The organism is Aeromonas sp. BIGb0405 (assembly GCF_024807335.1).
GTDB classification, from domain to species: Bacteria; Pseudomonadota; Gammaproteobacteria; order Enterobacterales; family Aeromonadaceae; genus Aeromonas; species Aeromonas rivuli.
On record NZ_JANUEP010000002.1, the window covers coordinates 327089 to 349868 of the forward strand.

The 22780-nt window shown below is 62.3% G+C and carries 17 protein-coding genes and 1 pseudogene; 12 read left to right on the top strand and 6 right to left on the bottom strand.

Translation table 11 applies throughout. The annotated features are described in order from the left end of the window. Positions 1-51 precede the first annotated feature (51 nt). The 6 genes from M2366_RS06320 to M2366_RS06345 all read left to right on the top strand — a co-directional run bounded on the left by M2366_RS06320 (position 52) and on the right by M2366_RS06345 (position 10434). Positions 52-3423: an AAA family ATPase gene (locus M2366_RS06320; RefSeq protein WP_259269229.1), complete on the top strand. Its 3372-nt coding sequence runs from the start codon at positions 52-54 to the stop codon at positions 3421-3423. Between the two features lie 15 nt (positions 3424-3438). Then, complete coding sequence (gene zipA / locus M2366_RS06325; RefSeq protein ID WP_259235569.1) at positions 3439-4584, top strand: cell division protein ZipA; 1146 nt, start codon at positions 3439-3441, stop codon at positions 4582-4584. Between the two features lie 100 nt (positions 4585-4684). Continuing rightward, positions 4685-6829 carry an NAD-dependent DNA ligase LigA gene (ligA, locus tag M2366_RS06330; RefSeq protein ID WP_259269230.1) on the top strand — a complete coding sequence of 715 codons (2145 nt, stop codon included), beginning with the start codon at positions 4685-4687 and terminating at the stop codon, positions 6827-6829. 584 nt (positions 6830-7413) lie between these two features. Continuing rightward, entirely contained in the window at positions 7414-9531 is a 2118-nt protein-coding gene (gene nrdD / locus M2366_RS06335; protein ID WP_259269231.1) for an anaerobic ribonucleoside-triphosphate reductase, read from the top strand. Positions 9532-9659: 128 nt separating this feature from the next. After that, entirely contained in the window at positions 9660-10160 is a 501-nt protein-coding gene (gene nrdG / locus M2366_RS06340) for an anaerobic ribonucleoside-triphosphate reductase-activating protein (RefSeq protein ID WP_042040717.1), read from the top strand. Positions 10161-10263: 103 nt separating this feature from the next. Further along, positions 10264-10434: a YqaE/Pmp3 family membrane protein gene (locus tag M2366_RS06345; protein ID WP_005898342.1), complete on the top strand. Its 171-nt coding sequence runs from the start codon at positions 10264-10266 to the stop codon at positions 10432-10434. A gap of 88 nt (positions 10435-10522) precedes the next feature. On the opposite strand, the gene M2366_RS06350 is transcribed toward M2366_RS06345, so the two are convergent. The 4 genes from M2366_RS06350 to slyA all read right to left on the bottom strand — a co-directional run bounded on the left by M2366_RS06350 (position 10523) and on the right by slyA (position 13716). After that, positions 10523-10879, bottom strand: coding sequence for an MliC family protein (locus M2366_RS06350; protein ID WP_404972786.1), 357 nt, complete (start codon positions 10877-10879; stop codon positions 10523-10525). Positions 10880-11145: 266 nt separating this feature from the next. After that, positions 11146-12174 (bottom strand): DUF2955 domain-containing protein, encoded by a 1029-nt coding sequence (locus M2366_RS06355; RefSeq protein WP_259269232.1) that lies wholly within the window; start codon positions 12172-12174, stop codon positions 11146-11148. Positions 12175-12185: 11 nt separating this feature from the next. After that, the gene (locus tag M2366_RS06360; RefSeq protein ID WP_259269445.1) at positions 12186-13241 is read right to left on the bottom strand and encodes an HlyD family secretion protein; all 1056 of its coding nucleotides are present in this window, start codon (positions 13239-13241) and stop codon (positions 12186-12188) included. A 1-nt stretch (position 13242) separates the two neighbouring features. Next, the gene (gene slyA / locus M2366_RS06365) at positions 13243-13716 is read right to left on the bottom strand and encodes a transcriptional regulator SlyA (protein WP_224431002.1); all 474 of its coding nucleotides are present in this window, start codon (positions 13714-13716) and stop codon (positions 13243-13245) included. A gap of 378 nt (positions 13717-14094) precedes the next feature. On the opposite strand from slyA, the pseudogene M2366_RS06370 reads away from it, so the two are divergent. Further along, positions 14095-14264: pseudogene (locus tag M2366_RS06370) on the top strand (response regulator); the annotation flags it as partial. Positions 14265-14332: 68 nt separating this feature from the next. Here M2366_RS06370 and M2366_RS06375 read toward each other — a convergent pair. Further along, a complete protein-coding gene (locus M2366_RS06375) occupies positions 14333-15232 on the bottom strand; it encodes a DMT family transporter (RefSeq protein ID WP_259269233.1) in 900 nt (299 codons plus the stop codon). A gap of 113 nt (positions 15233-15345) precedes the next feature. On the opposite strand from M2366_RS06375, the gene M2366_RS06380 reads away from it, so the two are divergent. Next, a complete protein-coding gene (locus M2366_RS06380) occupies positions 15346-16122 on the top strand; it encodes a helix-turn-helix transcriptional regulator (RefSeq protein WP_259269446.1) in 777 nt (258 codons plus the stop codon). Positions 16123-16217: 95 nt separating this feature from the next. Here the strand turns inward: M2366_RS06380 and M2366_RS06385 are convergent, their stop codons facing one another. Next, positions 16218-17735: an aldehyde dehydrogenase family protein gene (locus M2366_RS06385; RefSeq protein WP_224430999.1), complete on the bottom strand. Its 1518-nt coding sequence runs from the start codon at positions 17733-17735 to the stop codon at positions 16218-16220. Between the two features lie 265 nt (positions 17736-18000). On the opposite strand from M2366_RS06385, the gene M2366_RS06390 reads away from it, so the two are divergent. The 4 genes from M2366_RS06390 to aqpZ all read left to right on the top strand — a co-directional run bounded on the left by M2366_RS06390 (position 18001) and on the right by aqpZ (position 22735). Further along, complete coding sequence (locus M2366_RS06390) at positions 18001-19623, top strand: sigma-54-dependent Fis family transcriptional regulator (protein WP_259269234.1); 1623 nt, start codon at positions 18001-18003, stop codon at positions 19621-19623. A 167-nt stretch (positions 19624-19790) separates the two neighbouring features. Then, on the top strand, positions 19791-21068 hold the full coding sequence (locus M2366_RS06395) for a GGDEF domain-containing protein (RefSeq protein ID WP_259269235.1): 1278 nt from the start codon (positions 19791-19793) through the stop codon (positions 21066-21068). 157 nt (positions 21069-21225) lie between these two features. Then, entirely contained in the window at positions 21226-21747 is a 522-nt protein-coding gene (ruvC, locus tag M2366_RS06400; RefSeq protein ID WP_042040707.1) for a crossover junction endodeoxyribonuclease RuvC, read from the top strand. 298 nt (positions 21748-22045) lie between these two features. After that, the gene (gene aqpZ, locus M2366_RS06405; RefSeq protein WP_259269236.1) at positions 22046-22735 is read left to right on the top strand and encodes an aquaporin Z; all 690 of its coding nucleotides are present in this window, start codon (positions 22046-22048) and stop codon (positions 22733-22735) included. Positions 22736-22780 lie beyond the last annotated feature (45 nt).

The window sequence follows — 22780 nt, forward strand, 5'->3', positions numbered from 1 at the left end:
GGTAAAGTCATCGACCCGCCGCCCCACTATTTAGCCCGGATATAGGCCTACATGCGTCTGAAATTGATCAAGCTCGCCGGTTTCAAGTCGTTCGTCGAGCCGACCAAGATAGTGCTCAGTGCCGACATGACCGCCATAGTGGGTCCGAACGGTTGCGGCAAATCCAATGTCATCGATGCGGTGCGCTGGGTGCTGGGGGAGAGTTCGGCCCGCCACCTGCGCGGCGAAAACATGACAGACGTCATCTTCAATGGTTCCCTCAATCGCAGTGCCCATGGCCGCGCCTCGGTCGAACTGGTGTTCGACAATCCCCACAATCGCGTGCCCGGCGAGTTTGGTCGTTTCAGCGAGATCTCGGTGCGCCGCGAGGTGCTGCGAGATGGCAGCAACCATTACGAAATCAATGGCCAGAAGTGCCGGCGCAAGGATGTCACCGATCTCTTCCTCGGCACGGGGCTGGGCCCGCGCAGCTACGCCATCATAGAGCAGGGCACCGTCAGTCGCCTGGTGGAGTCGCGCCCGGCGGATCTCAAGCTGTTCATGGAGGAGGCTGCGGGGGTCTCTCGCTACAAGGAGCGCCGTCGGGAGACGGAGCTGCGCATTCGTCACACCCAGGAGAACCTGGAGCGGCTCGGCGACATTCGCAGTGAGCTCGGCTCCCGGCTCGATCATTTACGAACCCAGGCTCAGACCGCCGAACGTTACAGTCAGCTCAAGGGGCGCAGCCGTGCCGCCCGTGCCGAGTTGATTGGCTCCGAGCTGTGGGCACTGGAGACTCGCTTGGCCCAGGCCAAGGAGGAGCTTGCCAAGGTGGACTTGGCCATTGCCGCCCTCGATGCCAAGCGCAGTCAGGATGACAGTCACCATATCCGCCTGTCGGTGGCACGTCAGGAGGCCCAGGCCGAGCAGACGGCGCGCCAGCAGCAGCTCTTCCTCGGCGGTCAAGCCATCGCTCGCCTCGAGCAGCAACAGCTCCATCGCGATGAGCTGGGCCGCGACTGGCAGACGCGCAGCATTGTACTGACCGAGCGCATCGAGGGGCTCAAGGGACAGTTGGCCGAACTCTTGACCGAGCAGGCCAGCCAGGCGCTGACCGCCGAGCAGGAGGAGGCCCGCCTCGAGCAATGTGAGCAGTTGCTTGAGGATCAACAAGGGCGGCGCGTGGCGGCAAGCGAGGCTCTGGAAGGGGCGAGATCGCGGCAACAACAGTGGCAGCAGCAGCTGGCTCAGTTGCAATCAAACCTCAACCAGACGCGCACTCAGCAACATGGTCTGCAGGAGCTGCAGGCCAAGACCCGGCTCGCTCGCCTCAAGCTCGAAGAGGAGCAAGGGGATCCCCTGGCCGGCCAGCCGGACTTGCAACCGGCACTGGAGGCTCTGAGCCGCGAGCTCGAGCTGATGCGTGCCAAGAACGGGGAGCTGGCCGAATTAGCCCGTGGGGGCGCGGCTCATCATCAGGGGCTCAATGAACGACTGCATCAGCAGACCAGTCTGCTGCGCGAGTTCGATGCCCGGCTCACCACCCTGGATCAGATCCTGGGCCCGCAACTGGGTGGCGACAAACTGGCCGATGGTTTGCAAGTGTCGCCCGTCTGGGCCCAGGCCCTGGACAAGGTGCTGGGTCGCTGGATCACGGCCAACGCCGCCGACATCTGCCCCGAGGGCCATGCAGGGCTCTGGATAGGCCCGGCGGAACCCGCTCTGCCCGGCACGCTCGGGGCCGAAGTGACGGGGCCGCATATCCCGGCTTTTCTCAATGGCATCTGGCTGGCGGCGGATTTGACGGCGGCCCGTCAACAACAGACACAGCTGGCGGCGGCGGAGTCTGTGCTCACCCCCACGGGCGACTGGCTCGGGCGCAACTGGGCCGATTTGGGTCAGGATGGCGCCCTGGGACCGTTGGCCCTGCAAGGGGAGCGTGAGCGGTTGCGTCAGGAACGCAGTCAGGCCGACGGCGAGCGGCAGCAGTTAGTCAGCGCCCTGCAAGAGGCCGATCGGCTATGGGTAGAGCAAAAAGAGTCCTATGAGGCACATGGCCGGGCGCTCGGCGAGCAGGAGCTGAGATGGCAGCGGCAGCGTGAAGCCTGGAGTCAACAACAGGGTCAGCGCCAGGAGCGGTTGTTGCGGCTGGGCCAGCTGGGTGAGGATCTGCGTCGCCTCGACGCCGAGCAGGCCTCCGAGTCCAGCCGCAGCGAGGCGCTTGCCCAGGAGTGTGAGCTGATTGATGCCCAGTTGCAGGAACATCTGGCGCAAGGAGAGGCTGAGCGTGAGGCGCTGCAACTGGCACAGGAGCAGGGGCGGCGAGCCGAGCAAGAGCTGGAGGCGGCACGGGTGCGCCGCGAGCAGCAACTGGCGAGCAGCCAGCGCTTGCAGCTGGCGCAACAGAACCGGGATCAGATCATCGCCTTGCGAGAACAAGAGCTGGCCCGGCTCGGGTTGGAGCTGGCGCAGCTCAAGGCGCCTGAGCTCGCATCGGGTCAGGATCTGTCGCCCCTGCTCCATGAGCAGCGCACCCTGGAGACGGCGCAACTGGCCTGCCATCAACGTATCGCCGAGCTTGATAAGGGGCTGGCCGAGCTGGAGCTGACCCGGGCATCGGATCGCAACGTGCTGGTGACACTGCAAGAGCAGCTGGCCCAGCTGCGCCTAGAGCGTGAGCGCAACCTGACCCGTCGTCAGGGGCTGCATGAGCAGTTCGAGGAGTTGGGGGTACGGCTGATCGATCTCGATCAGGCGGTGCTGATCGCCGCCAATCGCACCGCCCTGCGCCAGGAGATCCAGACCCTGGAGAGCCAGGTGGAGGCGCTTGGCGCCATCAACCTGGCGGCGCTGGCGGAATACGAGGAGGCGCAAACCCGGGCCAGCTACCTGGAAAATCAGTGCCAGGATCTCGAGCAAGCCTTGGAAACCCTGGGCCAAGCCATTAAAAGAATTGATAAAGAGACACAAATACGCTTCCGTGACACTTTCGATAAGGTCAATGAAGATTTAAAATCCCTGTTCCCCAAGGTGTTTGGGGGTGGGAGCGCCTGGCTGGAGCTCACCTCCGACGATCTTTTAGAGGCCGGGGTGAGTATCATGGCAAGACCTCCGGGTAAGAAGAATGCTACCATTGCCCTGCTTTCCGGGGGGGAGAAGGCCTTGACCGCACTTGCGCTGGTTTTTGCCATCTTCAGACTCAATCCAGCGCCTTTCTGTTTGCTGGATGAGGTGGATGCACCGCTCGATGAAGTGAACGTCGGTCGCTTCTGTTCTCTTGTCAAAGAGATGTCGAGCACAGTACAGTTCGTTTACATCAGTCATAACAAGGTCTCCATGGAGATGGCTGAACAACTGATCGGCGTAACGATGCAAGAGCCTGGTGTCTCGCGCATTGTCTCGGTCGACATCGGTGAAGCCGTCGCTTTGGCTGAGCAAAACTAGAAAGAGAAGCAGCTAATGCAGGAATTGCGTTACATCTTGGTCGCCTTGGGCGGGATTGCCATAGCGGCATTGCTCATTCACGGGTTGTGGAGCAACAGGAAGAATCGTCAGTCCCCGATCAAGGAGAAACCCTTGAACCGGATGGACACCAAAGCACGGGATCGTGACAGCGATGCCTTCGATAGCGACGGCATCGGCCAGGTGCGCGTGGTCAGTGCTGGCCGCCGTGCCGAGCCCAAGCTGCAGCCTGAGGCTGCACCTGTCCACGACTACCTCGATGATGAGGATGAAGACGAACTGCCGCCGCCAGCCCCGCGCAAACCGGTCGCCCGTCCCGTCGCCCCAGCCCCTGTCTATGAGGACGAGGAAGAGGAGATCTACGAGGAGCCGGTTGCCGCCGAGCCGGTGCGCAAGCCCGCTCAGGTGAATCGCCGCACCCCAGTCTATCGCTCTCGCCCCCAGCACGAACCCGCGTTGCAGCCGTTTGACGACGAGCCTCAGCCCGAGCCTGCCTACACCAGCGGCCTCAGCTTCGGTGAACAAACCGTGCGCGCCGAACCCCGTCAGGCGCCAGTGCATGCCGAGCCACAGTTTGACGAGCCCCAGTTTGCACCCAGGGCTGAGGCGAGAGTGCAACCCCGTGCCGAGCCCAGGGTCGAGCGTGCCGCCCCCGTGCAGGCCCCGGTTTATGCCCCTGTGTATGACGAGCCGGAGCCCGATCGCGCTCCCGTCGAAAAGATTTGGCAGGATGTCTATGTCATCAACCTGATGGCTCGCCCCGGTCAGGCGCTGCAAGGGGCTGCCCTGTTGGCCTCCCTGCAATCCCTGGCATTCAAGTTCGGCGAGATGGATATCTTCCACCGTCACGAAGGGCTCGATGGCCACGGGGAAGTGCTGTTCTCCATGATCAACATGGTCAAACCGGGCACCTTCAATCCGTACCGGATGGAGCAGTTCAATACCCCTGGGGTCTCCTTGTTCATGCAACTGCCCCTGCGCAGCAACGTGGCCTTTGCCTTCGAGCACCTGCTGCAAGCCGCCGATCAGTTGGCCAGTGACCTGGATGCCATGCTGACCGACATGGAGCGCAGCCCGCTCAGCGATGAGACCATCGACAGGTATCGCCGCGAATTGGCTGCCTTCGAGGCCAGTCGCGACTAAGCGACCGGCGCTGTCGAGTGAATAAAAAGTGCGGTACCTGGGTGCCGCATTTTTATTTGTCCGCCTAACTTATCATTTCCACCACAGTCGAGATTTTTTCATGAGCGAATCCCTCACCCGCCACCGTCAACTGTGTGAACTGCTTATCGAATATGGCCATCAGTACTACGGGTTGAAAAAACCGACAGTACCGGATGCCGAATATGATCGATTGAAGGAGGAGCTACTTGCCCTTGAATTGGCTCATCCTGAGCTTCGTCATAGCCAGCTGTGTGGACTGCTTACGGAGTACGGCCATCAGTACTATGTGCTGGATAACCCCACCGTACCCGATGCCGAATATGATCGCCTGATGCGCGAGCTGATCGCGCTGGAGAGCGATCATCCCGAGCTGAAAACCGCCCGCTCCCCCAGTGTGCGGGTCGGTGGTGCGCCACTGACAGCCTTCAATCAGGTGCGCCACGAGATCCCCATGCTCAGTCTGGACAATGTGTTCAGCAGCGAAGAGCTGGTGGCGTTCGAGCAGCGCATGAGGGATCGCCTGAAACGTGAGCTGAGTTTCACCTTCTGCTGCGAGCCCAAGCTCGATGGCCTGGCGGTGAGCCTGCTTTATGTGGAGGGTCAGCTGATGCAGGCGGCAACCCGGGGGGACGGCAGCACGGGGGAGGAGATCACCGAGAACGTGCGCACCATCAAGGCGATCCCCCTCGTCTTGCGTGGTGAAGGCTGGCCCGCCCGGCTGGAAGTGCGCGGTGAGGTGTTCATGCCCAAGGCTGGTTTCGAGGCGATGAACGAGCGAGCCCTGGCCGCGGGGGAGAAGGTGTTCGTCAACCCGCGCAATGCCGCCGCTGGCAGCCTGCGTCAACTCGATTCCCGGATCACGGCGAGTCGCCCCTTGAGTTTCTACGCCTACGGGGTCGGCATTGGCGGCGAGCTGCTGGGGGACTCCCACTTCGCGCGGCTGTGTCGTCTCAAGGAGTGGGGCCTGCCCATGAGTCCCGAGGTCAGGTTGATGGAGGGGGCGGCGGGTTGCCAGGCGTTCCACGATGACATTCTGGCGCGCCGTGACGCCCTGAAGTATGAGATTGATGGGGTCGTCTACAAGGTCGACAGTATTCCGCTTCAGCAAGAACTCGGCTTCGTGGCCCGTGCCCCGCGCTGGGCCACGGCTCACAAGTTCCCGGCCCAGGAGGAGATGACCCTGCTGGAAAACGTCGAGTTCCAGGTCGGTCGTACCGGCGCCATCACCCCGGTGGCCAAGCTCAAACCCGTGTTCGTCGGCGGCGTCACCGTCTCCAACGCCACCTTGCACAATGCCGACGAAATCGAGCGCCTCGGCGTCATGATCGGCGATACCGTGATAGTGCGTCGGGCCGGGGATGTGATCCCCCAGGTGGTGGCCGTGGTGGCCGCCCAGCGCCCCGCGGATGCCCGGGAGATCCTGTTCCCGAGCGCCTGCCCCGTGTGCGGCTCGGCGGTGGAACGACACGAGGGCGAGGCGGTGGCCCGCTGCGCCGGTGGTCTGTTCTGCGAGGCGCAGCGCGCCGCCGCCATCAAGCACTTCGCCGCTCGCCGTGCCATGGATGTGGATGGTCTGGGGGACAAGATAGTGGATCAGTTGGTGGACAAGGGCCTGGTCAAGACACCGGCGGATCTGTTCAGCCTCACCGCCATCCAGCTCGCCGGGCTGGAGCGAATGGGGCCGAAATCCGCACTCAACCTGGTGGCCGCCATCGATGCGGCGCGCAGCACCACCTTGCCGCGCTTCCTGTTTGCCCTTGGCATTCGCGAAGTGGGCGAGGCGACGGCCCTGAACCTGGCCAATCATTTCCTGACTCTGGATGCCCTGCACGCCGCCAGCGTCGAGCAGTTGCTCGCGGTGCCGGATGTGGGGGAGGTGGTGGCCAAACATGTCTACTACTTCCTGCGCCAGCCCCATAACATCGAGGTGCTCGACGCCTTGCTGGCCGCCGGTATCCACTGGCCGGAGATTGAGCAGAAAGAGGCGGCCGAGCAACCCTTCGCCGGCAAGACCTTCGTGCTGACCGGCACCCTCGCCACCCTGTCACGCAACGATGCCAAGGCGGCCCTGCAGGCTCTTGGTGCCAAGGTGGCCGGTTCGGTGTCGGCCAAGACGGACGTGCTGGTGGCCGGTGAGGCGGCGGGCTCCAAGCTCATCAAGGCCCAGGAGCTCGGCATCACCATCTGGACCGAAGAGCAGTTGCAAGCCGCTATCCAGCCCTGAGCCGGATCCCTGACCTGAGACGCTACAGACCCGGCCCTGACCGGGTCTGTTTTTTCATGGGTTATTCCCTATGCCGACCCGTTCAGCTGAGCGGTTGCCCACGGCCTGCTCGAACGATCCCATCCCTCTTCTCATCTCTTGCAACAGATCATCGCTGCCGGTGCATGGTCTCCCTGACCGGCTCTGCTGGGTTGCCCGGCTGACCGCTGGGCAGAGGCGGCCCAGGTCGGCAGCAAGGGCCACACATATTTGCAAACCAGGGATCCGCCCCTAGGCCAGAGTGGCTCTGGCCTAGGGGTGAAAAGTGCTCTTTTGACACTGTTTCCTAACTGAGCAGCTGGCGAAAAACCTGTCTTGGATCAAGAAAGCGCCTTCGGCTTTGGGGCCTAATAGCCACCACATATAGGGAATTAAAGAGATAAAAATCCCATATGTTGTGTTTGTAAGCTGTGGATAACCTCAGCACTCCCAGATGCCAGCCAGGGGCTCAAGGCCCGGCTGGTCTCGTCTCGCCCTGGCGAGCCGGGGCAGGCCGGGAGCGCTTATCGGGTCGACGAAGTGCGGCCATTTTGCGGGGATGAGAAATGAAACCGGTTGTGATCAAACGTGATGGATGCCATGCACCTTTTGATGTTGAACTGATTGCGGCCGCCGTCGGGCGAGCGGCCCAGGCGGTCGGTCAGGGGGATCTGGGGTTGGCCAATAGCGTCGCCATGGCCGTGGCGAGTGAGCTTGAGGGCCGTGCCGAGGTCGATATTCACGAGATCCAGAACCGGGTCGAGAACCACCTGATGGCCTCCGACGACAAGACCATCGCCCGTGCCTACATCGAATACCGTCACGACAGGGATCAGGCCCGCGAGGCTCGTGGCCGGTTGGCCCAGGAGATCCGTGGCCTGGTGGAGCAGACCAATGCGGCGCTGCTCAACGAGAATGCCAACAAGGATGCCAAGGTGATCCCGACCCAGCGCGATCTGCTGGCCGGTATCGTCGCCAAGCACTACGCCATCAGTCACATGTTGCCCAAGGCCGTGGTACAGGCCCATGAGCGTGGCGATCTGCACTTCCACGACCTCGATTACTCCCCCTTCTTCCCCATGTTCAACTGCATGCTGATCGATCTCAAGGGCATGCTGACCCACGGCTTCAAGATGGGCAACGCCGAGATTGATACCCCCAAGTCGATCAGCACGGCGACCGCCGTCACGGCCCAGATCATCGCCCAGGTGGCGAGCCACATCTATGGCGGCACCACCATCAACCGCATCGACGAGGTGCTGGCCCCCTATGTGACCATCAGCTGGCAGAAACACCGGGAAGTGGCCGAGGAGTGGGGCATCGCGGATGCCGAGGCCTATGCCATGGCACGCACCGAGAAGGAGTGCTTCGATGCCTTCCAGTCCCTGGAGTACGAGGTCAACACCCTGCACACCGCCAACGGTCAGACCCCCTTCGTCACCTTCGGCTTCGGCCTGGGGGAGAGTTGGCAGTCGCGCCTGATCCAGCGCGCCATCCTCAGCAACCGCATCGCGGGTCTGGGCAAGAACAGGAAGACGGCGGTGTTCCCGAAACTGGTATTCGCCATCAAGGATGGTCTCAACCACAAGCAGGGGGATCCCAACTACGACATCAAGCAGCTGGCCCTGGAGTGCGCCACCAAGCGGATGTACCCGGATATCCTCAATTACGACCAGGTAGTGAAAGTGACCGGCTCCTTCAAGACCCCCATGGGCTGTCGCTCCTTCCTCGGTGCTTATGAGGAGAATGGCGAGCTCGTTCACGAGGGGCGCAACAACATCGGGGTGGTGAGCCTCAATCTGCCGCGCATCGCGCTCAAGTCCCGGGATGAGAGCGATTTCTGGTCACGGCTGGATGAGGTGCTCGAGGTGGCAAGAGAAGCCCTGATGTATCGCATCGAGCGCTTGGAGGGAGTCAAGGCGCGGGTCGCTCCCATCCTCTACATGGAGGGCGCCTGCGGGGTGCGCCTCAAGGCCGACGACAACGTCAGCGAGATCTTCAAGCATGGCCGCGCCTCCATCTCGCTGGGTTACATCGGGGTGCACGAGACCATCAACGCTCTGTTTGGCACCGACCGTCACCTGTTTGACAGTGCCCAGTTGCAACAGAAGGCCATCGCCATCATCGCCCGCCTCAAGGCCGCGACCGAGCAGTGGAAGGAGCAGACCGGTTATGGCTTCAGCCTTTACTCCACTCCGAGCGAGAACCTCTGTTCGCGTTTTTGCCGCATGGATGCCAAGGAGTTCGGCCTGGTTCCCGGGGTGACCGACAAGGGTTACTACACCAACAGCTTCCACCTGGATGTGGAGAAGCAGGTGAACCCCTATGACAAGCTGGATTTCGAGGCGCCCTATCCGCCCATCGCCAGCGGTGGCTTCATCTGCTACGGCGAGTATCCCAACTTGCAGCACAATCTGGAGGCGCTCGAAAACGTCTGGGATTACAGCTATGACAGGGTGCCCTACTACGGCACCAACACCCCCATCGACGAGTGCTACGAGTGCGACTTCACCGGCGAGTTCGAGTGCACCTCCAAGGGCTTCACTTGCCCGCGCTGCGGCAACCACGATCCGGCCAAGGTGTCGGTGACCCGGCGGGTGTGCGGCTACCTCGGCAGCCCGGATGCGCGCCCCTTCAACGCGGGCAAGCAGGAAGAGGTGAAACGCCGGGTCAAACACCTGTGATCGAGGCTGACGGGCCTGCTGGCTGCTGATGGAAATGAAAGGGCTCTTTTTGAACCCTTGTCGATTGCGGTAAGCATCGATGATGCAAGGGCCGCAGCTGCCGGTATTGGAAACGAGAAGAGGGCGAGATGCATTACCACAAGTATTACCCTGTCGATGTGGTCAATGGCCCCGGTACCCGGGCCAGCCTGTTCGTCTCCGGCTGCGAGCACCAGTGCCCTGGCTGCTACAACCAGAGCACCTGGCGCCTCGATGGCGGCAAAGCGTTCGATTCGGCCATGAGCGATCGCATCATCGCGGATCTCAATGATGGCCGGATCAAGCGGCGTGGCCTGACGCTCTCGGGGGGGGATCCGCTCCATCCCGCCAATGTGCCCCAGGTGCTGGCACTGGTGAGGCGAGTACGCGCCGAGTGTCCGGGCAAGGACATCTGGTGCTGGACCGGTTATCGGCTCGAGGAGCTTGATGAGGCGCAGTGGCAGCTGGCGGCCCTGCTGGACGTACTGGTGGATGGTCGCTTCGAGCAGACCCTGGCCGATCCTGGTTTGCTGTGGCGGGGTAGCAGCAATCAGCAGGTGCATCAGATCGCGGCGCTGATCCGCTCTGCGCCACTGCGCAATCTGCTCTGATGGGGATGCGGGGCTGGGGCTGCTGTCATTTGGCCCCGACTTAGCCTTTGCCAATTGCTGGCTGTGGGCTTACTGTTAGGCATCAAACTCACAGGAGAATGTGATGAACAACGTGCTCAAAATCTTGCTTGCCATCTTTTTACCCCCGGTCTGTGCCTTTATCCAGGTGGGCTTTAGCCTGCATTTTCTGATCAACATAGTGTTGACCCTGCTCGGCGGTCTGCCAGGCATGGTGCATGCTCTCTGGTTGGTGGTCAGCGACAAGCGTGCCTGACCCGCATTTTGTGAACAAAAAGGCCAACCTGCGGGTTGGCCTTTTTGTTAGCATTTTTTGTTCGCAGCTGTAGGGGCTATGCCACTGGTTACTGTTGTGTGCACTCGGCGTAGAGGCTCTGCCACTTGCCATCTTCGGCCCGCTGTTCGACGAAGCCTTCCTTGCCTTTGTTCCACCAGACAACCTCATGGTCATCGGTGTAGCGGACACCCGAGGCCGAGACGACCTGGGGCAGGGTGTAATCCTTGCCGTTTGGCAAGGCCAGCTTGACGAAGTTGAGGCTGTCATCGGAGAGGCCGAAGTAGCTCACCTGGACCTTCTGATCGTTGGCACACTGATAGGCGATCGGCTCGCCTCCTGTGACTGTGAGGGTATGGGGTGCCGGGGCACAGCCAGCGAGACCGAGCAGCAGGGCACCCGGCAGAGAAAAGCGCAGAAATATCACAATGAAGACTCCATCAGTGAGGTACAGGTTCGACTGAACCCATAGCCTGACCATAAAGCCTAACAGAGCAGGGCATTCAGGCAAGGATTAAGGGGCCCGGGTCGGTCGTGCCGTGAGATATGGGACCCGGTTGCGACATTTTGCGCCGATACGGTTCCATCAGCGGGCTCTATTCATCACCTCTGGTGAACATATTTCCCAAAAAAAGCCCCGACACCAGGTCGGGGCAAACAAAGCTCATCCATGGGCTCATTACAGTAGTCGTATCAGTAACCGAAACGGGTCGCCTCGAAACGGTTGAGCAGACGGTGGATCAGGTAGCAGGCCAGCAGGGTGGCGACGATGGCAAACAGGATGCTGCTGACCCGGTAGAGGGCGCTGAACACCAGATCGTTGCCCGGGGTCAGGTACTGGCCAAACAGTATGCCGAGGGTGGTGAGGGCACCGAAGCCGACCCCGGAGCCGCTCGCCTCCTTCACATGGGCATGGCTGAACAGCATGGCCCCGAGCCAGAGCAGGGGGGTGACCAGCAGCAGTTGCCCTGACCAGTCATAGAGCACCAATTGGCTCAGGATGCCGAAACTCACCCCGAGCAATGTGCCCATGGCGCGCTTGCGGGCATAGCTCAGGGCCCCATCCCAATGCATGGGGAAGAGCAGCATCAGTGTGGTCGCCTGGGCGGACATGGAGTCGCGCAGATCGAACAGCTGGAACACCAAAAATGAGAGGGTGGCGATGCTGGCGCCGAGCAGTGCCTCGTGCCGCAGCCGGTGCGGGGCCTTGACGGAGGAGGCTTTGGGGGCGTGAGCCTCCACATCCGGGATAAGGATCGTCACCAGGTAGGCGATGAGCACCGACAGTATGTTGGCCCAGAGGTTGCTGAAGATAAGATTGTTCAGGTCGGTCTGGGGGTAGCTGGCAAAGTGCAGCATGATGCTGAGGCTTACCACACCGTTGGCGCCAAACAGGAACAGGCTGCCCCGGGACATGGCGGCGAAACGGTAGAGAAACAGCAGGAAGACGATGGGGGTCATCAGGCCGGCATGGCCGCCGAACAGAGCGCCCAGCAGGCCGACCTCCAGCCCGCACATCACGCCGGCGGCGATAAGCTGGCGGGCGGCGTGGCCGTTCATCACCGGGATCATGCCGAGCAGCAGCATGGGGGTGACGGTGTAGAAGACCCCGTAGTTCCAGCCGCAAATCTTGCAGATCAGGAAGCCCAGAGTGCTGCCGAAGGCGATGCGCAGGCATTGGCGCAGCTCGTTGGCGGTGAGGGCTCGGTGCCAGAGTGTCATGCTTGCCCCCATTAGTAGATGTAGTGCAGCAGGCTGAGCAGGCGGATCTGGCCGCGGGCAAAGAGCGCGCTCAGGGCGTTGTCCGGCAGCAGCTGGACGGTGGCGCGGGCCCCGGCCGGCAGATGGGCGGGCAACTGATCCAGGGTCAGGTGCAGGCGCAGTCGCTGGGCATCCCGCACCCAGCGATCGGATTCGATGGGGTTGGCCAAGAGGCCGTTGGCGTCGAACTGGCCGGCGCTGACCCCGGCGTCCAGGCTGGCGACCCGGGCCGGATAGAGGCGGCCGGGCTCGCCGTCGAAGGCGACCAGCGCGCGGCTCTGCGGGGTGATGTTACGCAGGCTCTTCTCGCGAAAATCGGCGATCACGTCCACCTGCTCCGAGACCAGGGCCAGCAGGGGGGCGCCCGCCGTGGCCACGCTGCCGGGCTTGAGCTGCAGGTTGGTGATGATGCCATTCTGGCTCGCATGGACCTGGCTGTAGGTGAGGTTGAGCTCGGCCTGGGCGAGGCGGTTGCGCGCCTGGCGCAGCAGCAGGTTGTCATCACCGGCCAGGCCACGGTTGACGCGAGCCTGCTCCATGCGGGCCTGGCTGGCCAGCAGGTTGGCACGGGCGGTGCGGGCGGCGCTGTCGGCATCATCTTTCTGCTGCTCAGAGACCATGTGGCGGCGATAGAGAGTATCGATGCGCTCGGCCTCCCGCTGTTTCTGGGCGGTCTGGGTCTGCAGCGAGCTGAAATCGGCGGCGGCGGCGTTCAGGGTCGCATCCAGCTGGCGATTCTGTTGCTCGGCCTGATCCAGGGCGAGTCTGGCCTGCTCGACCGCGAGCTCGAAGGGGGCCGGATCCAGCATGAACAGCAGATCCCCCTGTTTGACGTGCTGGTTGTTCACCACCGCGACCTCGACCACCTTGCCGCTGACCTGGGGCGCCATCTTGGTGACGACCCGGGTGGCCATGGCCTGGGGGGTGAGGGGCATCTTGATGTCGGCCAGCAGGAAGTAGCCGAACACCAGAATGAAGCAGGCCATGGCCCACTTGATCCAGCGTTTGAATTGTTGATCCGGGGTCATCTTATTCTCTCTCTTCATGCTGGGCACCGATCTTGCCGAGGGCATTGGCGGAGATGCGGTGCACTATCTCTTCAAACTGGGCCAGCTCCTGCTGGCTGATGCCCGCCAGCAGATCCCGGCGGACCTCCATGATGCGATCCTCGATCTTGTCGAGCAGCGCCTTGCCGGCCGGAGTCAGGCTGACGATGCGGGCGCGCTTGTCCTGGCTGCAGCAGTGGCGCTCGATCAGCGCCAGCTCTTCCAGCTGACCCAGGGTGCGCATCAGGGAGGGCAGCTCTATCTCCAGCGCCTCGGCCAGGGTCTTCTGGCTGAGGTGGCCGCCGAGGCGGCTCAGCTTCCAGAGCGCGGTCCAGCGCGGATGGGTCAAACCCAAGGGGGCCAGCTCGATATCGGCCACGGTGCGCCACAGCCGGTGCAGTCGCCCCAGTTGTTCGGCGAGGGAGAGCTCGCGCAACATCTCCAGATCCTTTTTCATGGCAGACACCTCATATACTTAGCCTGCTAAGCATTATATTTATTTCGCAGGCTAAGTAAAGCGTGATTCAGCTCACATTCAGTTTCGGGGGCAGGGGACGCGGGGAGGGCAATGGTGCTTAAGGTTTCAATGTTTTTATATGGCTTTGCAGGCTCGCTAACCGACAGCGCAGGAGGGGATACGTAGCGTGGCGTCACACCACAAGCTGGCGCATAACAATGAACAGCTTCTCTACCCCGAAAGCCGCCCCCTGGGGCAATCCACCCATCGCCGGCATGCCGATGATGATCTTCCTCGGGCTCGCCACCTGCATCCTCTACGCCGGCTGGAACGGCTCCCTGCCGCTCGGCATGGGCGGCGCCGCGCTGTTCGTGTACAACCTCCTTCTGCACCGATACGGTGGCGCTGCGTCTCTCCTTGAGCCGCACCAAGGCGCGCCGTTATCTGGCATCCGAGTACAGGGGCGAGGTGGATCTCGACTACGACCAGCGTGGCCGGCCAGCTGTGTTACACACTGGCGCCGGGGCAACCGAGCTGGCGGGTGTTAGCGTGGATATGCAAGAAGGGAGCCTCGGCTCCCTTCTTGCTTTGTGCTGCTGCGGCTTGTCTCGCCGGTTTATGCCTCTTCCACAAGGGCGGGGCGTACCCTGGGCTTGCACTGGGAGAGCATGACGCCGCCCAGGATCAGGCCGCCACCGAGCAGGTGATAGCCGTGAATGGGCTCTCCCAGGGTGATCACGGCGATAAGCGCCGTGCACAAGGGCATCAGGTTCATGAACACCGAGGTACGCTCCGCGCCCATGCTTGCCAGGCCGCGCATCCAGCAGTAGGCCGCCAGCAGGGAGGAGGCGATACCGGCGAAGATCACCAGCGGCCAGGCCTGGACGGAGACGGCCAGGGTATCGGCGCTGACGGCGACCGGAACAAGCAATACCACCGCCAGCAGCACCTGCAGGTAGAGGTTGAGCCAGGGGCCGAACGGCAACTGCCAACGACGGATCAGCAGGCCGTATAAGGCATAGCTGGCCGAACCGAGCAACATCATGGCATCCCCGGGATTGATCCCCTGGCGCAGCAGGCTCAGGGGATCCCCCTGACCGAGCAGCCAGAGTACGCCCAGCAGGGAGAGGCTCATGCCGATGACGGCCTGGCGCCCGGGGCGCTGGCGAAACAGCAATGTCCCTAGCAGCAGGGTCAGCATGGGGATCAGGGAGCCAATGACCCCCATATTGGTGGCCGAGGTGGTGTGGGCGGCGTAATAGGCAAGGCACTGGTAGAGCACCATGCCAAGGGCCGCCAGCACCAGCAACTTGCCGAGCCAGGGGCGTATTTCATGGCGACGGCGCCACAGTTGCGGCAGGCAGAAGGGGGTCAGCACCAGGGCGGCGATCAGCCAGCGATAGAAGGAGATGGCGGCGGGATCGACCAGGGTGGCTGCGGCCTTGGAGACCACGGTATTGGTGGCCCAGATCAAGACAGCCATGACTGGGAACAGCAGGGGGGAAAACAGGGGCATGACAGACTCCTCATGATAATGGCGCCAGTCTACTCTTGTCTTTATCATCACAAGTAACGTAAAACTGACAGTTCATCCCTCGAAAAGGACAAGCCGTGCCGTCGATCCCCTACATGGCGCTGGACCGCGCCCTGGCGCCCCCCAATCCGCTCTATTTTCGCTATAGCCAGATCCAGGCGGGCAATGCCTGTCTCGCCCACAGCCACCCCTGGGGGCAGCTCAGCCTGATAAGCCTGGGGGTGATGGAGATAGTGGTGGGCGAACAGCGGCTGCTGGCCCCGGCGGATTACCTCATCTGGGTGCCTGCCGGGCTGGAACACGCCTCCTACAACCAGCAGGCCCTCGACTACACCTCCATCTATGTCAGTGACACCCTGGCCCGGCGCCTGCCCGACGAGCCGAGATTGCTGGAGCTGACCCCGCTGCTCAAGGCGCTGCTGGCGGACTTTTGCGATCGCCGCATCGGCCACATGGGAGATGACTGGGATATGCGTCAGGCCGAGCTGCTGGTGGAGAAGCTGACCCATACCCGTTGCCAGGACAGTTACCTGCCCATGAGCCAGGACAAGCTGCTGGCCCCCATGCTGGCTGCGCTGCACAGTGATCCTGCCGATCCCCGCACTCTGGCGCAGTGGGCCGGGCAGTTGCACAGCACCGAACGCACCCTGGCACGGCGCTGCGTGCGCGAGCTGGGCATGAATTTTGGTCAATGGCGGGCGCGGCTGCGGCTGCTCAAGGCGCTGGCCTGGCTCAAGGGGGAGTTGCCCATTCAGGAGATTGGCTGGCGGCTCGGTTATGGTTCGACCTCGGCCTTTATCGCCATGTTCAATCGCGAGCTGGGTTGCTCGCCCCAACGTTATCGCCAGCAGCTGGCCCTGCCCGGGAGCTGAGCAGGCCGTCTGGCAAAGCCTGCCAGGGGGATCCCCGGATATAAAGAGAGGGCGCCCATGGGCGCCCTCAGCGTCGATATTCATTCCGGCTCGGGTTAGAAGAAGCCGAGGGGATTGATGTCGTAGCTCACCAGCAGGTTCTTGGTGTTCTGGTAGTGATCCAGCATCATCTTGTGAGTCTCGCGGCCGATCCCGGACTTCTTGTAACCGCCAAAGGCCGCGTGAGCCGGGTAGGCGTGATAGCAGTTGACCCAGACCCGACCGGCCTGGATGCCGCGGCCCATGCGCCAGGCCAGGTTGCTGTCCCGGGTCCACAGGCCCGCTCCCAGCCCATATTGAGTGTCGTTGGCAATGGCCAGGGCTTCTGCCTCGTTCTTGAAGGTGGTCACGCCGAGGGCCGGGCCGAAGATCTCCTCCTGGAACACCCGCATCTTGTTCTGACCGTGGAAGATGGTGGGTTCGATATAGAACCCGCCCTCCAGCCCGCTCACCCTGGCGGCATTGCCGCCGATCAGCATGTTGGCGCCTTCGGCCCGGCCGACGGCCATGTAGCTCAGGATCTTGTCGTATTGCTCGCGGGACACCTGGGCCCCCACCTGAGTATTGGTGTCCAGGGGGTTGCCCTGCACGATGGCCCGGGCGCGCACCAGCACCCTCTCCATGAAGTCGTCATAGATCTTCTCGTGCACCAGGGCGCGGGAGGGGCAGGTGCACACCTCGCCCTGGTTAAAGAAGGTCATCAACATGCCTTCCACCGCCTTGTCGATGTATTGACTCTCATGGTCCATCACGTCGGCAAAATAGATGTTGGGGGACTTGCCGCCCAGTTCGACGGTGGAGGGGATCAGCTTGTCGGCGGCACAGCGCAGTATGTGGGTACCAATCTCGGTGGAGCCGGTGAAGGCGAGCTTCTGGATGCGCGAGCTGGTGGCCAGTGCCTGGCCCGCCTCGGCGCCGAAGCCGTTGACCACGTTGACCACGCCGGGAGGCAGTATGTCCTTGATGAGATCCATCAGCAGCATGATGGTGACCGGGGTTTGCTCGGCGGGCTTGAGTATGCTGCAACAACCCGCCGCGAGCACGGGCGCCAGCTTCCAGGCCGCCATCAGCAGCGGGAAGTTCCAGGGGATGATCTGGCCGACCACGCCGATGGGCTCCTTGAAGTGATAGCTGGCGGTGTGTTGATCCAGTTCGGCGGCCGAGCCCTCCTGGGCACGGATGCAGCCGGCGAAGTAGCGGAAGTGATCCACCACCAGCGGCAAGTCGGCGGCCAGGGTCTCGCGCACCGCCTTGCCGTTTTCCCAGGTCTCGGCGATGGCCAGCACCTCGATATTCTGTTCGATGCGATCGGCAATGCGCAGCAGCAGGTTGCTGCGCTCGGTGACGCTGGTCTTGCTCCAGCTGGCAAAGGCCTTGTGGGCGGCATCCAGCGCCAGCTCGATGTCGGCCGCATCGGAGCGGGCCACCTCGCAGAACACACGGCCATCGACCGGCGAGATGTTTTCAAAGTAACGGCCGCCGCGGGGGGCAACCCAGTCGCCCCCGATAAAGTTGTCATAGCGGGATTTGAAGCTGACCAGGGCGCCTGCCTGGCCGGGTGCGGTATAGATCATGGCATCTTCCTTGTGCTTGTGTGTGTGACCTGTTGTTGCCCGGTCAGCGCCGGGGATAGTCTGTGCTTGGCTGCATAGTGGTCATTCACGACATCGCAAGGGCCGTGCCAAGGGTCAGGCCACGCCATCAAAAGTTACAAAAACGTTATCAAATCTCGGTTGGCGGCGTATCTTGTTTAACCAGTGATCCTGGCGAGCCGACGCCTGCTGTTCCAAAACGGGACACACGTTGTCGCGACTGTCACGATTTTGAACAGGAGGCATCATGCGCGAACTACCCGTGTCCGACCCCATTCACCGCTCCTGGCAGCGTTGCCTGCATCAGGGGCTCAGTCGTCAACAGAGCGCCGAGCTGGATTTGTTGCCCCAGGGGGAGCTGTCGGCCCGGTTGGAGGGGAGCCGGGAGCTGGTGCTCTGCTTCGAGCAGTTCGTGCTGCCCCTGTTTATCCAGCTGCTGGCAGGCAGACCCTGCCGGTTGCTGCTCTGCGATGGCGAGGGGGCCATACTCGCCGCCAGCGGCGATGACAGCTTTGCCCGCCATGCGGAGCGCATCTTCTTGCGCAGCGGTGCCCGCTGGGGAGAGGGCAGCAAGGGCACCAATGCCATCGGCACAGCCCTGGCCGAGGGGAGTGAAGTGCAGGTGCTTGGCAGTCAGCACTTCTTCGCCCAGCACAGCTTCCTCAGTTGCAGTGCCTGCCCGCTGCTGGCGCCGGACGGCAGCCTGCTCGGCGTACTGGATATCTCCTCGGATGCCCGGCATCACGGTGGCGACATGCTGGGCACGGTGCGACTGCTCGCCATGACCCTGGAGAATGCCCTGTTGGCCCGTCGTCCCGGCCGGCTGGTGGATCTCGATCCCCAGACGCTCTGGTCACCGCGGCTGCTGCTGGGTGAGGAGGGGGAGCTGCTCGGTGCCAACCGGGCCGGTCGACTCTGGCTGGGCCAGCATGCTTTCGATGGTCGTCAATTGCTGCGCGAGCGCCAGATCTGCCGGATCCTTCCCTCTCGGGCGCCCGTGGAGGGCAAGCCAAATGTGCCCCTCAAGATGCTGGAGCGCGGCATCACGCTGCTGCTGGAGGGGGAAACCGGCAGCGGCAAGGAGCACATGGCCAGGAGCCTGCATCAAGCCTCGAGTCGGGCCGACGCCCCTTTGGTGTGCGTCAACTGCGGCGCCCTGCCCGCCGATCTGGTGGAGGCCGAGCTGTTTGGCTATGTGGGCGGGGCCTTTAGCGGCGCCCGCAGCCAGGGGAGTCAGGGCTATCTGCGCGCCGCCCATGGCGGCATTCTGATGCTGGATGAAATTGGCGAGCTGCCATTGCTGGCCCAGACCCGCTTGCTGCGGGTATTGCAGGAGCGCGCCGTGACCCCCCTTGGCAGCCACAGACCCGAGCCGGTGGATTTCTGGTTGATCTGCGCCAGCCACCGGGATCTTGGCGCCATGGTCAACGCCGCTACCTTTCGTGAGGATCTCTACTACCGGCTGTGCGGCTGGCGTCAGCGGCTCGCCCCCTGGCGGGAGTGGCCGCAACTGGAGAGGCGCCAATTGCTGAGCCGCTTGCTGGTCGAGATGGATCCCGCATTGCAGCTGACGGAGGAGGCCGAACAGCGGCTGCTGGCACATCCGCTGCCGGGCAATGTCCGTCAGATCAAGCAGGCGTTGGAGGTAGCCTGCGTGCTGGCCGAGGGGCTGGGCTGGATCCGACCAGAGCACCTGCAACTGCCAGACGGGCGGGGGGAGGAGACGCCGCCTCGCAGTCTGCGTGAGGCGGGGCACAGGCAAATCGCCAGCACCCTGGCCGAGTGTGACGGCAACGTGACTGAGGCGGCGCGGCGGCTTGGTATCAGCCGCACAACCTTATACCGGCGCCTCGAGCTCAGTCGCGATTAATTAACGTATTGATTTTGTGAGCTGGCTCAACTTATCTGGCTATATGGAGAAGTAGGCTTCGGGCAGAATCGGGGGCTATTAACCTATTTGTGGAGAGGGTTAATCTGGATCAGGGTGCCGCTCACCAAGTTGATTTAGAGTAAGCATCTCGTCGCCTCGGAGTTGTCATGCCCTCATTTGGTCCCTTGCTGATTGATCGCCTGTTTTGGCCCTTGTTGCTGTTGACCCTGCTGGGGATCGCACTGTTCGAGTATGGGCCAGAGCGGGAGCTGAACGTGCTGACCAGGGATCGGCTGGTCATCAGCGCCCTGGACGATGGTATCCACAAGGGAAGCTCCAGAGCCAGGCTGCTGCCCGGCGAACAGCCCGGGATAGATTGCGATCTGCGCGACAGCTACCGTTACCCCTTTTGCGAGATCATTTTTACCCTGAGCGAGCCTGAGCAGGGGCTGGACTTGTCCGGTTTCAGCCGCATGACGCTGGCCATCAGCGTCGATGGCCCCACGCCTCAGGAGTGGCGCATTTATCTGCGCAACTACGATCCCAGCTACTCCAGGCCAGACGATCCCGTCTCCCACAAGGTCAATGAGGTACTGTTTCGCAACCACAAGCCCGAGTTGCACCTGGAGATCCCGCTCAAGGTATTCAGCCCCGCCACCTGGTGGATCCAGGATTATCGCATTCCTCTGCTGCAGCAGGGCCCCGATCTGAGCCGGATATTTGCTGTCGAATTGGCCAGCGGCGCCGAGATGCCCATGGGGGAGTACAGACTCAGGGTCGAGAAACTCAGTTTCTATGGCCCCTGGCTGGCGGCGGGCCTCTTCTATCGTGGTCTGCTCGCTTTCTGGCTGGGTTACGGCTTGCTGGTTTTCCTGATGCAGCACCTGTTGCTGCGCGACAAGCTGCGGCGGGCCCGTGCTGCCTGGCTGCAGGCCGAGCAGCGCAACCAGACCCTGTCTGAACAGAGCCGCCGTTCCGAGATGGAGGCGCGTTATGATCCCCTGACCGGCGCCCTCAACCGCCTCGGTGGTCAGACCCTGCTCAGTGAATTGGGCGACATGCCGCTGAGTGTCATCTATCTGGATCTCGATCACTTTAAACGCGTCAACGACAACCATGGCCACGCCATCGGCGATGAGGTGCTCAAGCATCTGGTCAGCGAGGTGTTGGTCTGTTGCGATAGCCTGTGTCGGTTGATCCGCTGGGGCGGGGAGGAGTTCATCCTGATCTGCCTGCACTACGAAGAGGCGCGGGCGCGCATGCTGGCCGAGCGGATCCGCCTCGCCCTGGCAGCATATGATAACTGGCCTGCATCCTTGAGCATCACCGCCTCTTTCGGGGTGGCTGAGCGTCGGGGCGACCCCTTGGAGCAGGCACTGGTGAGAGCCGATGATGCGCTCTATCGGGCCAAGGAGAGGGGGCGCAACCGCGTGGAGGTGGGTTAGCCTGCAAGACAGCGTGCGATGATGGACGCCCCCGATACCGCTTCTTGAGGTGGCTTGCCTGCCATGGGGATCCGTATTGCGCGCAAGGCGCGAGCCAAGGGGGAGCGACTTTGTGCTATCTTGGCGCCCATCATCTGCCTTCGGAATAACAGCTGTCATGAGTATCATTTTGGGGATAGATCCCGGCTCGCGGATCACGGGCTACGGTGTGCTTCGTATCGTCGCCGGCAAGGCCGAATACCTGGGCTCGGGCTGCATTCGTACCGACTGTGGTGAGTTGCCAGAGCGTCTCAAACAAGTCTATGACGGCGTCTGCGAGATCATCACCCAGTTCAAGCCGGACGAATTTGCCATAGAGCGAGTCTTCATGGCGCGCAACCCTGACTCCGCCCTCAAGCTGGGCCAGGCTCGTGGCAGCGCCATTGTCGCAGCGGTCAATGCCTATCTGCCGGTGAGCGAGTATTCGGCCACCCAGATCAAGCAGGCCGTGGTGGGTACCGGGGGCGCCGCCAAGGAGCAGGTGCAGCATATGGTGACTCATCTGCTCAAGCTCTCCGCTACCCCACAGGCCGATGCGGCCGATGCCCTGGGCGTTGCCCTCTGCCACTTCCATACCCGCCAGAGCCTGATCAAGATGGCCGGCCGGGTATCGGGCGCCGCCCGCGGCCGCTATCGCTGATAAAAATTGCCGGATGCAGGGTGACACGGCCAGGAGCCTTCCTGATCCCGTCTCGGATGTATTTTTGTTGCGCAATGACGCCAAAATTTGTCGTACCCCTTTGGCGCCATCTGTTAAGCCCTTCTTCTATATAGGGATATCTTGCTGAAAGAACAATAACTTGTGATGGCTGTCACGTTTTTGCCGGAAAAGTTGCCCCTCGTCATCCGCCTTCATATCCCGATAATACACTTGCTGTGATGGCAGGCTCTTGTGAGGCTTCTGTCATAGAAGACATTGATCAATCAGGAGAATTATCGTGAGACCTTATGCAGCAGAGTTTTTGGGCACCTTTTGGCTGGTGCTGGGCGGTTGTGGCAGTGCCGTGTTGGCGGCGGCCTTTCCGGAGGTAGGCATCGGTCTGCTCGGGGTTTCCCTGGCATTTGGTCTGACCGTGTTGACCATGGCCTTTGCCATTGGCCACATCTCGGGTTGCCATCTCAACCCGGCCGTGACCATGGGCCTGTGGGCCGGTGGTCGCTTCCCGGCGAGCGGTGTGTTGCCTTACATAGTGGCGCAGGTGCTGGGGGGGATAGCCGCGGGTGCCGTGCTGTTCGTCATCGCCAGCGGTCAAACCGGTTTCGATGTGAGTGCCGGTTTTGCTTCCAACGGTTTTGGCGAGCACTCCCCCGGTGGTTACTCCATGCTGGCGGCCCTGGTATGTGAAGTGGTGATGACCGCTTTCTTCCTGTTCGTCATCATGGGGGCGACCGATAGCCGCGCGCCGGCGGGCTTTGCCCCCATCGCCATCGGCCTCTGTCTGACCCTCATCCACCTGATCAGCATCCCGGTGACCAATACCTCGGTCAACCCGGCACGCAGTACCGGTGTGGCGCTGTTTGTGGGTGACTGGGCGGTGAGCCAGCTGTGGCTCTTCTGGGTTGCCCCCATAGTGGGCGGTATCCTGGGCGCTCTGGCCTACCGCATGGTGGCGACTGAGCAGAAATAATCTGCTCCTGTGTATCGAAAAAAAACACGCCGCCTGGCGTGTTTT